Raw genomic sequence first — 14,584 nt, forward strand, 5'->3', positions numbered from 1 at the left:
GGAGACAGGAGCGGATTTTGTCGGGACAGTCTGCGTGCTGTGTGACAGGATGCGCGCGCCTGTAAACCGAGCTTTTCCAGATCGATGTTCCTGCCGTTTTTCCTGCGTCTGAAACAAGAGAAGGTTCCCGTCACGCTGCGGGAATATCTCGCCTTGCTGGAAGGCCTGCAGGCAGGTCTGGTCGACTTCGACCCGGAGGGCTTCTACTACCTCGCCCGCACCACACTGGTGAAGGACGAGCGCTTCATCGACCGCTTCGACCGGGTCTTTTCGGAGACCTTCGGCGGTATCCTGAGCGAGGGCGCGCCGGACGGCGTCGATGCGCGTGCCATTCCCGATGACTGGCTGCACAAGCTCGCGCAAAAGCATCTCTCGGATGAAGACAAGGCGCTGATCGAAGCGCTCGGCGGTTTCGACAAATTGATGGACACGCTGAGGGAGCGCCTCGCTGAGCAGAAGGAACGCCACCAGGGCGGCAACAAGTGGATCGGCACGGCCGGCACCTCGCCCTTCGGCGCCTATGGCTACAATCCGGAAGGCGTGCGCATCGGCCAGGACGAAAGCCGGCACCGGCGCGCGGTAAAAGTCTGGGACCAGCGCGAATTCCGCAATCTCGACGATCGCGTCGAACTCGGCACCCGCAACATCAAGGTGGCCCTGCGCAGGCTGCGCCGCTTTGTACGCGAAGGGGCGACCGAAGAGCTCGATCTCTCCGGCACGATCCGGTCGACGGCCGAACATGGCTATCTCGACGTGAAGACCCAACCCGAGCGACGCAATGCCGTGAAGCTCCTGATGTTCTTCGATATCGGCGGCTCGATGGACGATCACGTGCGCGAGGTCGAGGAGCTGTTCTCGGCGGCACGGTCCGAATTCCGGCACATGGAATATTTCTACTTCCACAATTGCCCCTATGAGCGGGTCTGGAAGGACAACCAGCGCCGCCACGCCGACACCATTCCGACATCAGACGTCATCAGGACATTCGGCTCGGACTACCGCCTGATCTTCGTCGGCGACGCGGCGATGAGCCCCTACGAGATCACGCATCCCGGCGGTTCGGTGGAGCACTGGAACACCGAGAGCGGTGCGGCCTGGCTCACGCGACTGACCGACCATTTCCGGCGCCACCTCTGGATCAATCCCCTTTCGGAGGCGAACTGGGACTATACGATGTCCGTCGGCCTGATTCGCCGGTTGATCGGCGACCGCATGTATCCGCTGACGCTCGGTGGCCTTGAGGCCGCCGCACGTGAACTGGCGCGGTGACGGACAGAAAAAAGACTTTGATGAGAATAGGCGAGGAAGCGACAAGATGACGAAGACAGTGTTTGGCGTGATGCCCACGGGAGAAGCGGTCGAGAAGGTCAGCCTGAAGGGAGGCGGCCTTGAAGCCTCGATCATCACTTTCGGTGCGGTCTTGCAGGACCTGCGCCTCGACGGCCACGATGCACCGCTGGTGCTCGGTTTCGAGGATCTCGCCGGCTATCTCGATCATTCGCCCTATTTCGGCGCGACACCCGGCCGCTGCGCCAACCGCATCGGTGGCGGCCGCTTTACGCTGGATGGCACCGACTACCAGCTGGAGCTCAACGAAAAAGGCGTCAGCCATCTGCATGGCGGTTCTGATGGCATGGGGCGCCAGAACTGGACGATCCTGGAACACGGGTCCGATTTCGTCGTGATGGAGGTGACCGATCCGGACGGCCGCGCCGGTTATCCCGGCACGGCGCGGACACGCGCGACCTTTACGCTGAAAGCCGGCGGCACTTTCTCTGCCCTTTACGAAACCGTGACCGACAAGCCGACGATCGCCAATGTCTGCCACCACGCCTATTTCAATCTCGATGGCCGGCCCGACATTCTCGGCCATGACCTGATGATCGCGGCTGACCACTATACCCCTGTCGATGAGCGGCTGATTCCGACCGGCGAAATCCGCCCTGTCGAGAACACGGCCTTCGATTTCCGCGAAATGCGACCGATTCGCCTGGAGGTGGATGGGGAGCAACTGGGTTACGACCACAATTTCTGCTTCTCCAGCAGCCGGGTTGCCAAACGCAGCGTGGCGCTGGCCCGCAGCGTCAATTCCGGCGTGACCATGGAGATCCTGACCACGGAGCCGGGCGTGCAGTTCTACGCCGGCGGAAAGGTGTCACCGGCCGTCCCAGGCCTCGAAGGCCGCCGCTATGGCGCCTTTGCCGGATTCTGCATGGAAACACAGGTCTGGCCGGATGCGATCAATCATCCGAACTTCCCGAACGCGGTGTTGCGCCCCGGCGAGGTGCTGCGTCAGGAAACGGACTACGTATTCTCACGGGCATGATGTAAAAAAGCGCTCGGCTGCAGGATATCCTGCAGTCGGTCGCATGCTGGAAACGATCAGGCCGCATTGGCGTGTATCGTGTCAAAGTTACCATTCTCGGAGGAGAAAATGGAGCGGGTGAAGCGATTCGAACGCTCGACCCCAACCTTGGCAAGGTTGTGCTCTACCCCTGAGCTACACCCGCTCATAACCTCGATCCTGGGGTAGTGTCTGGATCGTGGGCCGTCCGTCTTGCGGCGACGGGCGCTATATGGCCCAACCGATTTTTAAATGCAACAGGGAAATGACGGATCAGGGCCAAAAAAATTCGAAATCTTCACAACAGGCTGACAAAGCTCAGCTTTTGCGGGGTTTTTGGCGCCAAGAAAGATTGCAGTATGTCGGTCTTGAGCCTATGGCTCGAACAGAAATCGAGTAGATGGCACGGGCAAAACCCTGACATTTGAAGCGAGGCACCATGACGACGCCGAAAACAGCAGACGATCTCTTCCGTTTCCTCGATGAACTGGGAGCAGCCCACAAGACGAAGACCCATCCGCCTGTCTTCACCGTGGCGGAATCGGTATCGTTGCGCGACGAGATCCCCGGCGGCCACACCAAAAACCTCTTCGTGAAGGACAAGAAGGACAACTTCTTCCTCCTGACGGTCGAGGAAAATGCCTCCGTCGATCTGAAAACCGTGCACACGATCATTGGCGCTGCCAGCAAGGTTTCCTTCGGAAAGCCGGAAAAGCTGATGGAATATCTCGGCGTCGTGCCAGGAGCCGTGACCGCCTTCGGGGCAATCAACGATACAGGCAAGAACGTGACCTTCGTGCTCGACAAGGATCTGATGGAGCATGACACCATCAACTGCCATCCGCTTTCCAACGATGCCACGACCTCGATCGGCCGCGATGATCTGGTCCGCTTCATGGAAGCGACCGGCCACACGCCGCTTGTCTTGAAAGTCACGGCCTGACATACGATCTTAACGGCAATGACGGCGGCCACCTTTAGGTCGCGAAACAGGCGGGAGATGCATGATGAGCGACTACGGCAACCCTTACGGCGGCTATGGCAACCAGACCATGACGGCCCAGTTCGGTGGCCCCGCTGCAGCGGCTCCGCCGGCCGGTGAACTCATCAAGGACACCACCACGGCCAATTTTGCCCGCGACGTCATGGACGAGTCGCGCAACCAGCCTGTTCTGGTCGATTTCTGGGCCCCCTGGTGCGGTCCGTGCAAGCAGTTGACACCGATCATCGAAAAAGCGGTCTCCGAAGCCAGCGGCCGCGTGAAGCTGGTCAAGATGAACATCGACGACCATCCATCGGTCGCAGGTCAGCTCGGCATCCAGTCGATCCCCGCTGTGGTCGCCTTCGTCAACGGCCGCCCCGCGGACGGCTTCATGGGTGCGCTGCCCGAAAGCCAGGTCAAGGCCTTCATCGACAAGGTGGCAGGGCCTGCTGGCGCCGATCAGGCGGCAGAGATCGCGGCTGTGCTTGAAGAAGCCTCCGGCCTGCTGGCTGGCGGCGACATCGACGGCGCGGCCCAGCTTTTCGCCGCAATCCTGCAGGCGGACCCGGACAATACGCAGGCGATCGCAGGTCTGGCGGAGTGCATGATCGGCGCCAATCAGCATCAGAGGGCGCGCGAGCTTGTGACGCAACTGCCGGAGGAGCTGGCCAAGGCGCCGGAGGTGCAGGCGCTTCTCAAGCGGCTCGACCAGATCGACGAGGCCCGCAAGCTTGGTGACCCTGTGGCACTTGAGCACACGCTGTCGCTCAATCCCGACGATCACGAAGCACGCATGAAGCTTGCCAAGATCCGCAATGTTGAGGGTCGTCGCGAGGAAGCGGCAGAACATCTGCTGCTGATCATGAAGCGTGACCGCACTTTCGATGACGACGGCGCGCGCAAGCAGCTGCTGCAATTCTTCGAGGTCTGGGGGCCGAAGGAGCCGGCAACAGTCATGGCGCGTCGCAAGCTCTCGTCGATCCTCTTTTCGTGAGCCGCCGCGGGCCTTGAGTTTTGGGTTCGGCGACCCAGATAGAAGCAAGAATGAACACCGGCATAAGTCCGGACAGGATGTGCTTCAATGCAAGTGGGAAATGCCCGATATCTGACGGCTGCGGACCTTCCAGAGACGGTCCCGGTCTTCCCCATCTCCGGCGTGCTGCTGCTGCCCGGCGGCCAGCTCCCCCTCAACATCTTCGAGCCGCGTTACCTCGCCATGCTCGACGCGGCGATCTCGGGTAACCGGCTCATCGGGATGATCCAGCCCGCCATGTCCGAGGTTCAGGCCAACATCCTGCCCGAGCGCCCGCAACTGGCCCAGGTCGGCTGCATCGGACGTATCACCTCGTTTACCGAGACCGGTGACGGCCGCTACATCGTGTCTTTGGCGGGCGTGTGCCGTTTTCGCCTGATGGACGAGGTCCAGAATTCAAAGCCCTTCCGTACCTTCCATATTGCCCCCTTCGTCGCCGATCTGACAAGCGCGGAAGATGAGGGACAGGTGGATCGCGCGGGCCTGCTCGGCGCCTTCAAGGCTTACCTTGAGGCGAACAAGCTGGAAGCGGATTGGGAGAGCGTCGAACGCGCCTCAAACCTCACTCTGGTCAATTCCCTGTCGATGATGTCGCCATTCGGTCCGCCGGAAAAGCAGGCCCTGCTCGAGGCACCGGATTTGAAGACCCGCGCCGAGACCCTGATTGCGATCACCGAGATACTGCTGGCGCGTACCTTCGGCGAAGCCGACACCATGTTGCAGTAAGTCGATGGCAGACAATCCGACTAGCCTTGTCGATCCCAAGATGCTTGAGCTTCTGGTGTGCCCGCTGACGCAGGGCACGCTGAAATGGGACCGTGAGAAGAACGAACTCGTCTCGGAGAAGGGCAGGCTCGCCTATCCGATCCGCGATGGCATACCGATCATGCTGGTATCGGAAGCCCGCAAGCTCGAAATGCCGGCCTGAGCGGCCGCCTCGGCTCCCCCATCAGGATTTCGTTCAGATGCTCTGTCCGCCCAGCAGGCGCGGCCGATCGCGGCCAGAAGAACCTGCGGCCTCACGAATGAAGTAGCTCTTCAGACCTGGAATGCGATCGACCATGCCGAGGCCGAAATCGCGCATCACCCGGATCGGCGTGATATCGTTGGAGAAGAGCCGGTTGAGCACATCGGTCGTTACCCCCATCCGGAAGGTATCGAACCGGCGCCAGATCTGATAGCGCTCAAGCACATTCACCGAGCCAATATCGAGCCCCAAGCGATCCGCCTCGACCACCGTTTCGGCGAGTGCTGCGACATCCTTGAAGCCGAGATTGAGCCCCTGGCCCGAAATCGGGTGAATGCCATGAGCGGCATCGCCGGCCAGAGCCAGCCGCGGTGCGATGAATGCGCGGGCCAATGTGAGGCCAAGCGGAAATGCGCGACGGTCCGGCGTCGCCCGGATTGTGCCCAGCTTGTGACCGAAGCGCCGTTCCAGCTCAGCCTCGAAAACCAGATCGTCCGAAGCAACCAGCCTGTCGGCATCCTCTGTCCGCTCGGTCCAGACGAGCGACGAGCGATTGCCCTTGAGTGGCAGGATCGCAAACGGACCGGCAGGCAGAAAATGCTCTTCGGCAACGCCGTCATGCGGGCGCTCATGTTCGACGGTGGTCACAATGCCGGACTGGCCATATTGCCAGGTGACCGTCTTGATCCCGGCAAGATCCCTGAGCTTCGAGCGTACGCCATCGCAGGCAACGACAAGCCGTGATGAAACCACGCTGCCGTCAGACAGCGTCAGCTCGGCACTCGGCCCCGTGTCACGAAATCCGGTCGCGCGCAGGCCGTGACGGATGGCGATCCCGCGTTCCTCGCAAGCCTCGCGAAGCGCTGCGACCATGCTGACATTCGGGATCATATGCGCAAAGGGTCGACCGTCCTCGACGGCACCGTCAAAAGTGAGGAAGACGGGACGCACAGGGTCAGACGTTTTCGAATCGGTGACGATCATCCGGGTGATGGGCTGCGCGTCGGGCTCGATCCGGTCCCAGAGACCGAAGACGTCGAGCATCTTGGTGGCAGCCGCGATGATGGCGGAGGCGCGCAGATCCTTTTTCCAGGCTTCCTCGGGCGCCGCCTCGACCACTTCGACCGCGAGGTGGGGAGCAGCCTGCTTGATGGCAACGGCTGCGGACAGACCGACATAGCCTCCGCCGACGACGAGCACATCCAGCATGGCAAATTCCTTTGTTCTTGTAGACCTGACGACACCTATATAGATCAGCCTTGAACGGGTGCCTATAAGCGGAGCAATGCATTATGTCGCAGCCAGCTGGACAGACCAAACCGATGCAGGAGCTGATCGAGCGTCTCGATCTGGAAAAGCTTGAGGAAAACCTGTTTCGCGGCAGCAGCCCACAAAATGGCTGGCAGCGGGTCTTTGGCGGCCTCGTCATCGCACAAGCCCTGATGGCGGCACAGCGTTGCGTCGATCCGGATCGCATCGTTCATTCGCTGCATGCCTATTTCATGCGCCCGGGCGACCCGTCCATTCCGATCGTCTACCAGGTCGAGCGCATCAGGGATGGCTCATCCTTCACCACGCGCCGCGTAGTCGCGATCCAGCACGGCAAGGCCATCTTCTCGATGTCGGCGTCCTTCCAGGTGGAGGAGCTGGGGTTCGACCACCAGGTCTCGATCCCGAACGTACCCGCCCCCGAAACCCTGATGGGCGAAGCCGAGTTCCGCGCCGCCTTCCTCGCGCAGGCGCCGGATACGGTGAAGAAATACTGGGGGCGCGAACGCCCGATCGAAATCCGCCCGACGTCGCTGACCCATTACCTCTCACGCGAGAAACTCGAGCCCGAGGCACATATCTGGGTACGTGCGTCGGGACTCGTTCCCGATGACAGGCACTACCAGGCGGCAATCCTTGCCTATCTCTCGGACATGACCCTGCTCGACACCTCGCTCTATGCCCATGGCACCTCGATCTTCGATCCGGAGCTGCAGGTGGCGAGTCTTGACCACGCGATGTGGTTCCACAGACCGTGCCGGCTGGACGACTGGCTGCTCTACACACAGGACAGCCCCAGCGCCGCCGGAGCCCGCGGCATGACCCGCGGCAGCATATTTACGCGGGATGGACGGCTTGTCGCGTCGGTGGCGCAGGAAGGCCTGATCCGCAAACGAGCAAATGACTAAAACAGCATCAAACATTCTTTTATGCACAATTTTTGTGCGCACATTGCGCATTCAACTGCCTGTTTATTAGCTCAATTTCACAGAAGCTTTACATTTCAATAACTTATAGAAAATTCTGAATCTGGCACGCCTTTTGAATGTCACTTGTCAGTCGCTGCGCGAAAGTTCCTGCCGGCGGCAAGGAGAGTCGGCTCCGAGCCGAGGACAAGCAAAGGATGGGAAACCAGATGAAGATTGTGATGGCTATCATCAAGCCGTTCAAGCTGGACGAGGTACGCGAGGCCTTGACGGCTGTGGGGATCCAGGGCCTGACCGTGACCGAGGTCAAGGGCTATGGGCGCCAGAAGGGGCACACCGAAATCTACCGCGGCACCGAATACGCCGTCAGCTTTCTGCCGAAACTGAAGATCGAAATCGCCGTCTCGTCCGAACTTGCCGACAAGGCCGTTGAAGCGATCGCTTCTGCCGCCAAGACCGGCCAGATCGGCGACGGGAAGATCTTCGTCTACGCGATCGATCAGGCCGTGCGCATCCGCACCGGCGAAACCAATACCGAAGCGCTGTAAGAACGGCTGTAAGGGGAGTTGTTACTGATGTCATTTGCCAAGTTGAATTCCAACCTCGTGCGCATTGGCGCCGCGTCCGCAGCCCTGCTGGCGCCGGTTGTCGCCTTCGCGCAGGAAGCAGCCCCGGCTGCCGCCGAAGCGGTCGCCGCAGCGGCACCCGCCATGACCGTCGATAAGGGCGACACCACCTGGATGCTGGTTTCGGCCCTGCTGGTTCTTCTCATGACGATCCCGGGCCTCGGCCTGTTCTATGGTGGCCTTGTCCGCGCCAAGAACATGCTGTCAGTCCTGATGCAGGTCACCACGATCGCCGCCATGGCGATGATCCTCTGGGTCATCTACGGCTACTCGCTCGCCTTCACCAATGGTGGCAGCCTCAACTCCTTCGTTGGCGGCTTCTCCAAGATGTTCCTCGCCGGCGTCGATGTGTCGACCATGGCGGAAAGCTTCTCCAAGGGCGTCGCCATTCCGGAGCTGGCGTTCGTCTGCTTCCAGATGACCTTCGCAGCCATCACCCCTGGCCTCATCGTCGGCGCCTTCGCCGAGCGCGTGAAGTTCTCGGCCGTGATCCTGTTCTCGGCCCTGTGGCTCACCTTCGTCTACTTCCCGATCGCGCACATGGTCTGGTTCTGGGGCGGCCCGAGCGCCTATGCTGATCCGACGGGCATGATCTTCGGCTTCGGCGCGATCGACTTTGCCGGCGGCACCGTCGTTCACATCAACGCTGGTGTCGCAGGCCTTATCGGCGCGATCATGGTCGGCAAGCGTACCGGCTACGGCAAGGACATGATGGCTCCGCACTCCATGACCATGACCCTGATCGGCGCAGGCCTTCTCTGGGTTGGCTGGTTCGGCTTCAACGCCGGTTCCAACCTCGAAGCCAACGGTTATGCCGCACTCGCCATGATCAACACCTTCCTGGCAACTGCTGCTGCAATCCTGTCCTGGGCACTTGTCGAAACCTTCTCGCGTGGCAAGGCTTCGATGCTCGGCGCCGTCTCCGGTGCAATCGCCGGTCTCGTCGTCATCACCCCGGCCGCCGGTTTCGCCGGCCCGATGGGCGCGATTGTCATGGGCCTTGTGGTCTCTCCGGTCTGCTACTTCTTCTGCTCGACCGTGAAGAACAAGTTCGGCTACGACGACACTGCTGACGTCTTCGGCATCCACGGCGTTGGCGGCATCATGGGCGCGATTTTGGTCGGCGTCTTCGTCAACCCGGCCCTCGGCGGCGCTGGTATCGTCGACTACTCGACGGCCGACTTCGCAGCTGGCTATGCCGGCACGGCGACCCAGGTCTTCGCTCAGCTCAAGGGCGTTGTCGTCACCGTCCTGTGGTGCGGTATCGTGTCGATCATCCTCTTCAAGATCGTCGACATGATCGTTGGCCTGCGCGTGCCGGTCGAAGCCGAGCGCGAAGGTCTCGACCTCGCCTCGCACGGCGAAGCCGCCTACCACAACTAAGATCCCTGGCGGATCTTCACCTCCTAAAATGCGGCAGCGCCCGGGTCTCATCGCCCGGGCGTTTTTTTGCGAAGCGCCCGCCATGGGACGAGAACGCATGGTTAATGCACCATTAACCCTCCATCCTGTAGGGTCCCAGATGGCGATCCCGGTTCACGCCGGGCGTCCGAAGGCATCACCGGCAACAGGACGGACAGAGACCCCATGAGCAGAAGCAATTCCGCAGCGCTTCCGGAGCATTCCACCCGCTCCGCGTTGTCCGCGTTCCTGTTTCGGCAGATTTTCGCGCTGACCGGTTTTGCACTCTTCCTGCTTCTGGTGCTCGCAGTGGCGGCACTCGCCACCTGGAACGTGTCCGATCCAAGCCTCTCCTATGCAACGGACAATCCACCCACCAATATCCTTGGCCTGCCGGGCGCAGTGTTTGCAGACCTGATGATGCAATTCTTCGGCCTTGGCAGCCTGCTGGCCTTGCTGCCGGTTCTCGCATGGTCCTTCGCGCTCATCGGTGGACGCAAGCTCAACCGCATTCCGGCCCGGATTGGCGCCTGGTTCGCGGGCGCATTGATTGCAGCCGCCGCCGTGGGCTGCTTTCCGCCGCCCAACACATGGCCACTTCCGAGCGGCACCGGCGGCGTTCTGGGCGATCTCATTCTGCGCTTTCCGGCACTGTTTATCGGCGCCTATCCGACCTCGACATTCGCAATGGTGCTTGGCGGCATTCTGGCGCTGCCCGCCACATGGTTGATGCTGTTTGCTGCGGGCATTCTCGGCAAGGCGTCCGAGCAGGTTGAGGATGACGAGCCCGTCGCCCCGATCGTGCGCCGCCAGCCGAAGGAACCTGTTTTCGACGACGGTGAAGACGACGAGGACAGCGAGGGTCCGATCGCGCTGATGATGGGTGCGGTGACGCACAACTGGTATACAGCGCGCGCCCGGGTCCGCCGTCTTTTCGGCCTGAAGGCAAGCGAGCGTCGCGACCGCGACTTCGACCAGCCCTATGATTTCAATGATGACGAGTTCGGCACCCTGAACGAACCCGTGAGGGCAAAGGCTCTGCCACTCAACGCGCGTGTCGAGCCGTCGCTGGAAGGCGCTCCTGCGCGTCCTGTTGGCCGCTCCATTGTCTCGCCCCCACCAATGTCCACCGGCAGCTTCGACGACGAGGACGATGATTTCGATCTCGACGACATGCCACGTCCGGCCGGGATCCTTCCCGACAACGGTGCGCGGGCAGCAAGCGCACGCGCGAGCGGCGCATCTGCCAGGGTCGTTGCCCCCGCCGCCCGGCCTAAACCTGGTGCACGCGTTGATCGCGATGCGCAAGGATCGCTGTTGCGCCCGGAAGGCTTCCAGCTGCCGTCGGTGCATCTTCTCGCGGAACCCCGCGCCGTCGCGCGAGATGCCACCTTGTCGGCGGAAGCACTGGAGCACAATGCGCGTCTGCTCGAAGGCGTGTTGGACGACTTCGGCGTCAAGGGTGAGATCATCCATGTCCGCCCCGGCCCTGTCGTCACACTTTACGAGCTAGAGCCGGCGCCGGGCATCAAGTCGTCCCGCGTCATCGGTCTCGCCGACGACATCGCCCGTTCGATGAGTGCGATCGCCGCCCGTGTCGCAGTCGTCCCCGGCCGCAACGCGATCGGTATCGAACTGCCGAACCAGACCCGCGAGACCGTTTATCTGCGCGAACTCATCGGCAGCCGTGACTTCGACGGCAACAAGGCGAAGCTCGCCATGGCACTCGGCAAGACGATCGGCGGCGAACCTGTCATCGCCGATCTCGCCAAGATGCCCCATTTGCTCGTTGCGGGTACCACCGGCTCGGGTAAGTCGGTCGCGATCAACACCATGATCCTGTCGCTCCTTTACAAGATGACGCCGGAGCAGTGCCGCCTGATCATGATCGACCCGAAGATGCTGGAACTCTCCGTCTATGACGGCATCCCGCATCTGCTGTCACCGGTCGTGACCGACCCGAAGAAGGCCGTTGTGGCGCTCAAATGGACCGTCCGCGAGATGGAAGAGCGTTACAAGAAGATGTCGAAGATCGGTGTGCGCAACATCGACGGCTTCAACACCCGTGTTGCCCAGGCGCTGGAGAAGGGCGAGGTGCTGACCCGCACCGTCCAGACCGGCTTCGATCGTCAGACCGGCGAAGCGATTTACGAGACGGAAGAATTCGACCTGCAGCCCCTGCCCTATATCGTCGTGATCATCGACGAAATGGCCGACCTGATGATGGTCGCCGGCAAGGACATCGAAGGCGCCGTACAGCGCCTCGCCCAGATGGCACGTGCGGCCGGTATCCATGTGATCATGGCAACGCAGCGTCCCTCGGTCGACGTCATCACCGGCACGATCAAGGCGAACTTCCCGACCCGTATCTCCTTCCAGGTCACCTCGAAGATCGACAGCCGCACCATCCTCGGCGAGCAGGGCGCAGAGCAGCTGCTCGGCATGGGTGACATGCTCTATATGGCCGGCGGCGGTCGCATCCAGCGTGTCCACGGGCCCTTCGTCTCGGACCACGAGGTCGAGGAGATCGTCGCCTATCTGAAGACACAAGGCTCGCCGCAATATCTGGAAGCCATCACCATCGATGACGATGAAGATGGCGAGGATGGCGGTGGTCCGATCGGAACCGGCAATCTCGGCGAGTCGGACGATCCCTACGATCAGGCCGTCGCGATCGTGCTTCGAGACGGCAAGGCGTCGACCTCCTATGTCCAGCGCCGCCTCGGCATCGGCTATAACAGGGCAGCTTCGCTGATCGAACGCATGGAGAAGGAAGGCATCATCGGCCCGGCCAATCACGCGGGCAAACGCGAGATCTTGGTCCCGACCGAAGAGTAACAGCCGCACCACGTTCCATCATGGAACAACAACGGTACGGGACGAGTTGCCGCAGCAGCAAGGGCGCGCATGGCCATGAAGCCGCCGCCTTTTTCGGCGAGACCGTTAGCATATGAAGGAGTACCGCATGACAGACATCAATGAACGCGACGCCCGCATGCCGATCGTGGCAAGCCGCCGCCAGTTCGTGCTGGGAACGGCCGCCTTGATGGCCTGCGCCGCCTTTCCGATGCCGAGCTTTGCTGCGGGCGCGGCACAGCAGATCGCCGATCACTTCTCCAGCGTGAAGACCATGATGGGCGAGTTCGTCCAGTTCGGCCCGCGCGGCGAGCAGACCGGCGGCAAGTTCTTTATCGAACGCCCGGGCAAGCTGCGCTTCAACTATGAGAAGCCGTCGCCGATGCGCGTCATTTCCGACGGCAAGAATGTGGTCATCGGCAATATGAAGCTGAAGACCTGGGACCTCTATCCGCTGAACAAGACGCCGCTCAGCATTCTGCTGTCGGAGCGCATCGACCTCGGTAATCAGATGGTTCGCGATGTGAAGCAGGAAGCTGATCTGACCACCATCGTGCTGGGTGACCGGACGATCTTCGGCGACTCGACCATCACCCTGATGTTCGACCCCAAGAGCTTCGAACTGCGTCAGTGGACGATCACTGACATGCAGAAGAAGGACACGTCCGTCATGATCTTCAACGTTCAGAACGGCGTGCAGTTGGATCCGAGCGTCTTCGAAATCCCCTATGCCGAGGTCCATGGCCAGAAGCGCGGCGGCTGAGGAAAACCTGTCGAGTTGTGGAGAAGGCGGCAGACCCCAGAGGTCCTGCCGCCTTTTTCTGTTCATGGGCGTCGTAATCCCCTAAACCCGCTGGGGAACCTGGAAAGCGGACGCCATGACACTCTCGATCTCCACCTGGAACATCAATTCGGTGCGCCTGCGCCTTCCGATCGTCGAAGACTTTCTGAAGCGCGTGAACCCGGACATCCTGTGCCTGCAGGAGATCAAGTGCCAGAACGACCAGTTTCCAATCGATGCGATTGCTGCACTCGGTTATTCCAACATCGTGATTCATGGCCAGAAGGGCTATCACGGCGTCGCGATCTGCTCGAAGCTGCCGCTCGCCGAGGATCACCGCCAGGACTATTGCGGCGTGGGCGACAGCCGCCACATCTCCGCAGTCTTCGAATGGGCCGGGCGCCGGATCCGCATCCATAATTTCTATGTTCCGGCCGGCGGCGACGAACCCAATCGGGACATCAATCCGAAATTCGGCCACAAGCTCGATTTCATCCAGGAGATGAAGATGCTTTCGGCGGAAGCTGAGCCGAACACCGGATCGATCCTTGTTGGCGACCTCAACATCGCGCCGCTGGAACATGACGTGTGGTCGCACAAGCAGATGCTGAAGATCGTCAGTCACACGCCGGTGGAAACCGAAGGACTGCTCGACATCATGCGACAGGGCAAGTGGGTCGACCTGATGCGCCAGCAGGTGCCCGCCTCTGAAAAGCTCTACACGTGGTGGAGCTACCGCGCCAAGGATTGGGCGGCAGCCGATCGCGGCCGTCGCCTCGACCATGTGTGGTCTTCCGCCGATCTGGCACCGCTGCTCACTGGCGTCGATGTGCTGAAAGAAGCGCGCGGCTGGACACAGCCGTCCGACCATGTGCCGGTGACAGCACACTTCAAGGCCGCATAGCAGGCGATAGACAGCAAGCTATTTAATTGAAGCGGGGCGCCAGGGCTTCAGACCCTTCGATCAATGCGGCCAGAGACTGCTTGATCCTGCCCTCGACCTGGCGGGCCATCTGCGGATATTCCTCAAGCAGCCGGTGAAAAAGCGCGCGTGTGATGCGGATGACTTCGACGTCCTGCGCAGCGACAGCTGTGTATTTGCGCTCTACCATGGTCACCAGTGCGAGCTCGGAGAGCATCACGCCTGGCCCGACACGCGTCTCGAGATGAGGCTTGCCATCCCGTCCGATCACGTAAAGCTCGATGTCGCCGCGCGCGATGACGTAGGCGCATTCCGCAGGCGCTTTCTCGCGAAACAGGGCCTGGCCGGCAGCAACCTGTCGATGCTCCGCGCCGAAGGCGATCAGTCGCAACTGATCGGTGTCGAGGCCGGAAAAGAGCGGCAATTCCGACAGGAGCTCGATATCGTCGCTGAGTGCCATGGCGTTCATCCTCTGCA

The 14,584-nt window shown here is 61.2% G+C and carries 14 protein-coding genes and 1 tRNA gene; 12 read left to right on the plus strand and 3 right to left on the minus strand.

Annotated features, from left to right (window positions below):
* The first annotated feature begins 84 nt into the window (after positions 1–84).
* Both C0V73_RS16750 and C0V73_RS16755 read left to right on the plus strand, forming a co-directional pair.
* Complete coding sequence (locus C0V73_RS16750; RefSeq protein ID WP_102021125.1) at positions 85–1,269, plus strand: VWA domain-containing protein; 1,185 nt, start codon at positions 85–87, stop codon at positions 1,267–1,269.
* A 46-nt stretch (positions 1,270–1,315) separates the two neighbouring features.
* Positions 1,316–2,326, plus strand: coding sequence for an aldose epimerase family protein (locus C0V73_RS16755; RefSeq protein WP_102021126.1), 1,011 nt, complete (start codon positions 1,316–1,318; stop codon positions 2,324–2,326).
* A gap of 109 nt (positions 2,327–2,435) precedes the next feature.
* Here C0V73_RS16755 and C0V73_RS16760 read toward each other — a convergent pair.
* Positions 2,436–2,510: transfer RNA gene (locus C0V73_RS16760), tRNA-Gly, on the minus strand.
* Positions 2,511–2,783: 273 nt separating this feature from the next.
* Here C0V73_RS16760 and C0V73_RS16765 point away from each other — a divergent pair.
* The 4 genes from C0V73_RS16765 to C0V73_RS16780 all read left to right on the plus strand — a co-directional run bounded on the left by C0V73_RS16765 (position 2,784) and on the right by C0V73_RS16780 (position 5,287).
* Positions 2,784–3,287, plus strand: a complete 504-nt coding sequence (locus C0V73_RS16765) for a prolyl-tRNA synthetase associated domain-containing protein (RefSeq protein ID WP_102021127.1) — start codon at positions 2,784–2,786, stop codon at positions 3,285–3,287.
* Positions 3,288–3,351: 64 nt separating this feature from the next.
* The gene (trxA, locus tag C0V73_RS16770; RefSeq protein ID WP_102021128.1) at positions 3,352–4,320 is read left to right on the plus strand and encodes a thioredoxin; all 969 of its coding nucleotides are present in this window, start codon (positions 3,352–3,354) and stop codon (positions 4,318–4,320) included.
* 87 nt (positions 4,321–4,407) lie between these two features.
* Positions 4,408–5,085, plus strand: coding sequence for an LON peptidase substrate-binding domain-containing protein (locus C0V73_RS16775; protein ID WP_102021129.1), 678 nt, complete (start codon positions 4,408–4,410; stop codon positions 5,083–5,085).
* Between the two features lie 4 nt (positions 5,086–5,089).
* Positions 5,090–5,287 carry a Trm112 family protein gene (locus C0V73_RS16780; protein ID WP_102021130.1) on the plus strand — a complete coding sequence of 66 codons (198 nt, stop codon included), beginning with the start codon at positions 5,090–5,092 and terminating at the stop codon, positions 5,285–5,287.
* A 33-nt stretch (positions 5,288–5,320) separates the two neighbouring features.
* Here the strand turns inward: C0V73_RS16780 and C0V73_RS16785 are convergent, their stop codons facing one another.
* Positions 5,321–6,574 carry a ubiquinone biosynthesis hydroxylase gene (locus C0V73_RS16785; RefSeq protein ID WP_280951014.1) on the minus strand — a complete coding sequence of 418 codons (1,254 nt, stop codon included), beginning with the start codon at positions 6,572–6,574 and terminating at the stop codon, positions 5,321–5,323.
* A 44-nt stretch (positions 6,575–6,618) separates the two neighbouring features.
* Here C0V73_RS16785 and tesB point away from each other — a divergent pair, with 44 nt between their 5' ends.
* From tesB to C0V73_RS16815, 6 genes are all read left to right on the plus strand, one after another.
* Complete coding sequence (gene tesB / locus C0V73_RS16790) at positions 6,619–7,503, plus strand: acyl-CoA thioesterase II (protein WP_102021132.1); 885 nt, start codon at positions 6,619–6,621, stop codon at positions 7,501–7,503.
* A gap of 215 nt (positions 7,504–7,718) precedes the next feature.
* Positions 7,719–8,069: a P-II family nitrogen regulator gene (locus tag C0V73_RS16795; RefSeq protein WP_076396987.1), complete on the plus strand. Its 351-nt coding sequence runs from the start codon at positions 7,719–7,721 to the stop codon at positions 8,067–8,069.
* Positions 8,070–8,096: 27 nt separating this feature from the next.
* Entirely contained in the window at positions 8,097–9,530 is a 1,434-nt protein-coding gene (locus tag C0V73_RS16800; RefSeq protein ID WP_102021133.1) for an ammonium transporter, read from the plus strand.
* A 204-nt stretch (positions 9,531–9,734) separates the two neighbouring features.
* Positions 9,735–12,386: a DNA translocase FtsK gene (locus C0V73_RS16805; protein WP_102021134.1), complete on the plus strand. Its 2,652-nt coding sequence runs from the start codon at positions 9,735–9,737 to the stop codon at positions 12,384–12,386.
* A 127-nt stretch (positions 12,387–12,513) separates the two neighbouring features.
* The gene (locus C0V73_RS16810) at positions 12,514–13,167 is read left to right on the plus strand and encodes an outer membrane lipoprotein carrier protein LolA (RefSeq protein WP_102021279.1); all 654 of its coding nucleotides are present in this window, start codon (positions 12,514–12,516) and stop codon (positions 13,165–13,167) included.
* 115 nt (positions 13,168–13,282) lie between these two features.
* Positions 13,283–14,089: an exodeoxyribonuclease III gene (locus C0V73_RS16815; RefSeq protein ID WP_102021135.1), complete on the plus strand. Its 807-nt coding sequence runs from the start codon at positions 13,283–13,285 to the stop codon at positions 14,087–14,089.
* A gap of 22 nt (positions 14,090–14,111) precedes the next feature.
* Here the strand turns inward: C0V73_RS16815 and C0V73_RS16820 are convergent, their stop codons facing one another.
* Positions 14,112–14,567 carry a cyclic nucleotide-binding domain-containing protein gene (locus C0V73_RS16820; protein WP_102021280.1) on the minus strand — a complete coding sequence of 152 codons (456 nt, stop codon included), beginning with the start codon at positions 14,565–14,567 and terminating at the stop codon, positions 14,112–14,114.
* Between the last annotated feature and the right edge of the window lie 17 nt (positions 14,568–14,584).

The sequence above is a fragment of the Rhizobium sp. TH135 genome (genome assembly GCF_002855515.1).
GTDB lineage: Bacteria > Pseudomonadota > Alphaproteobacteria > Rhizobiales > Rhizobiaceae > Allorhizobium.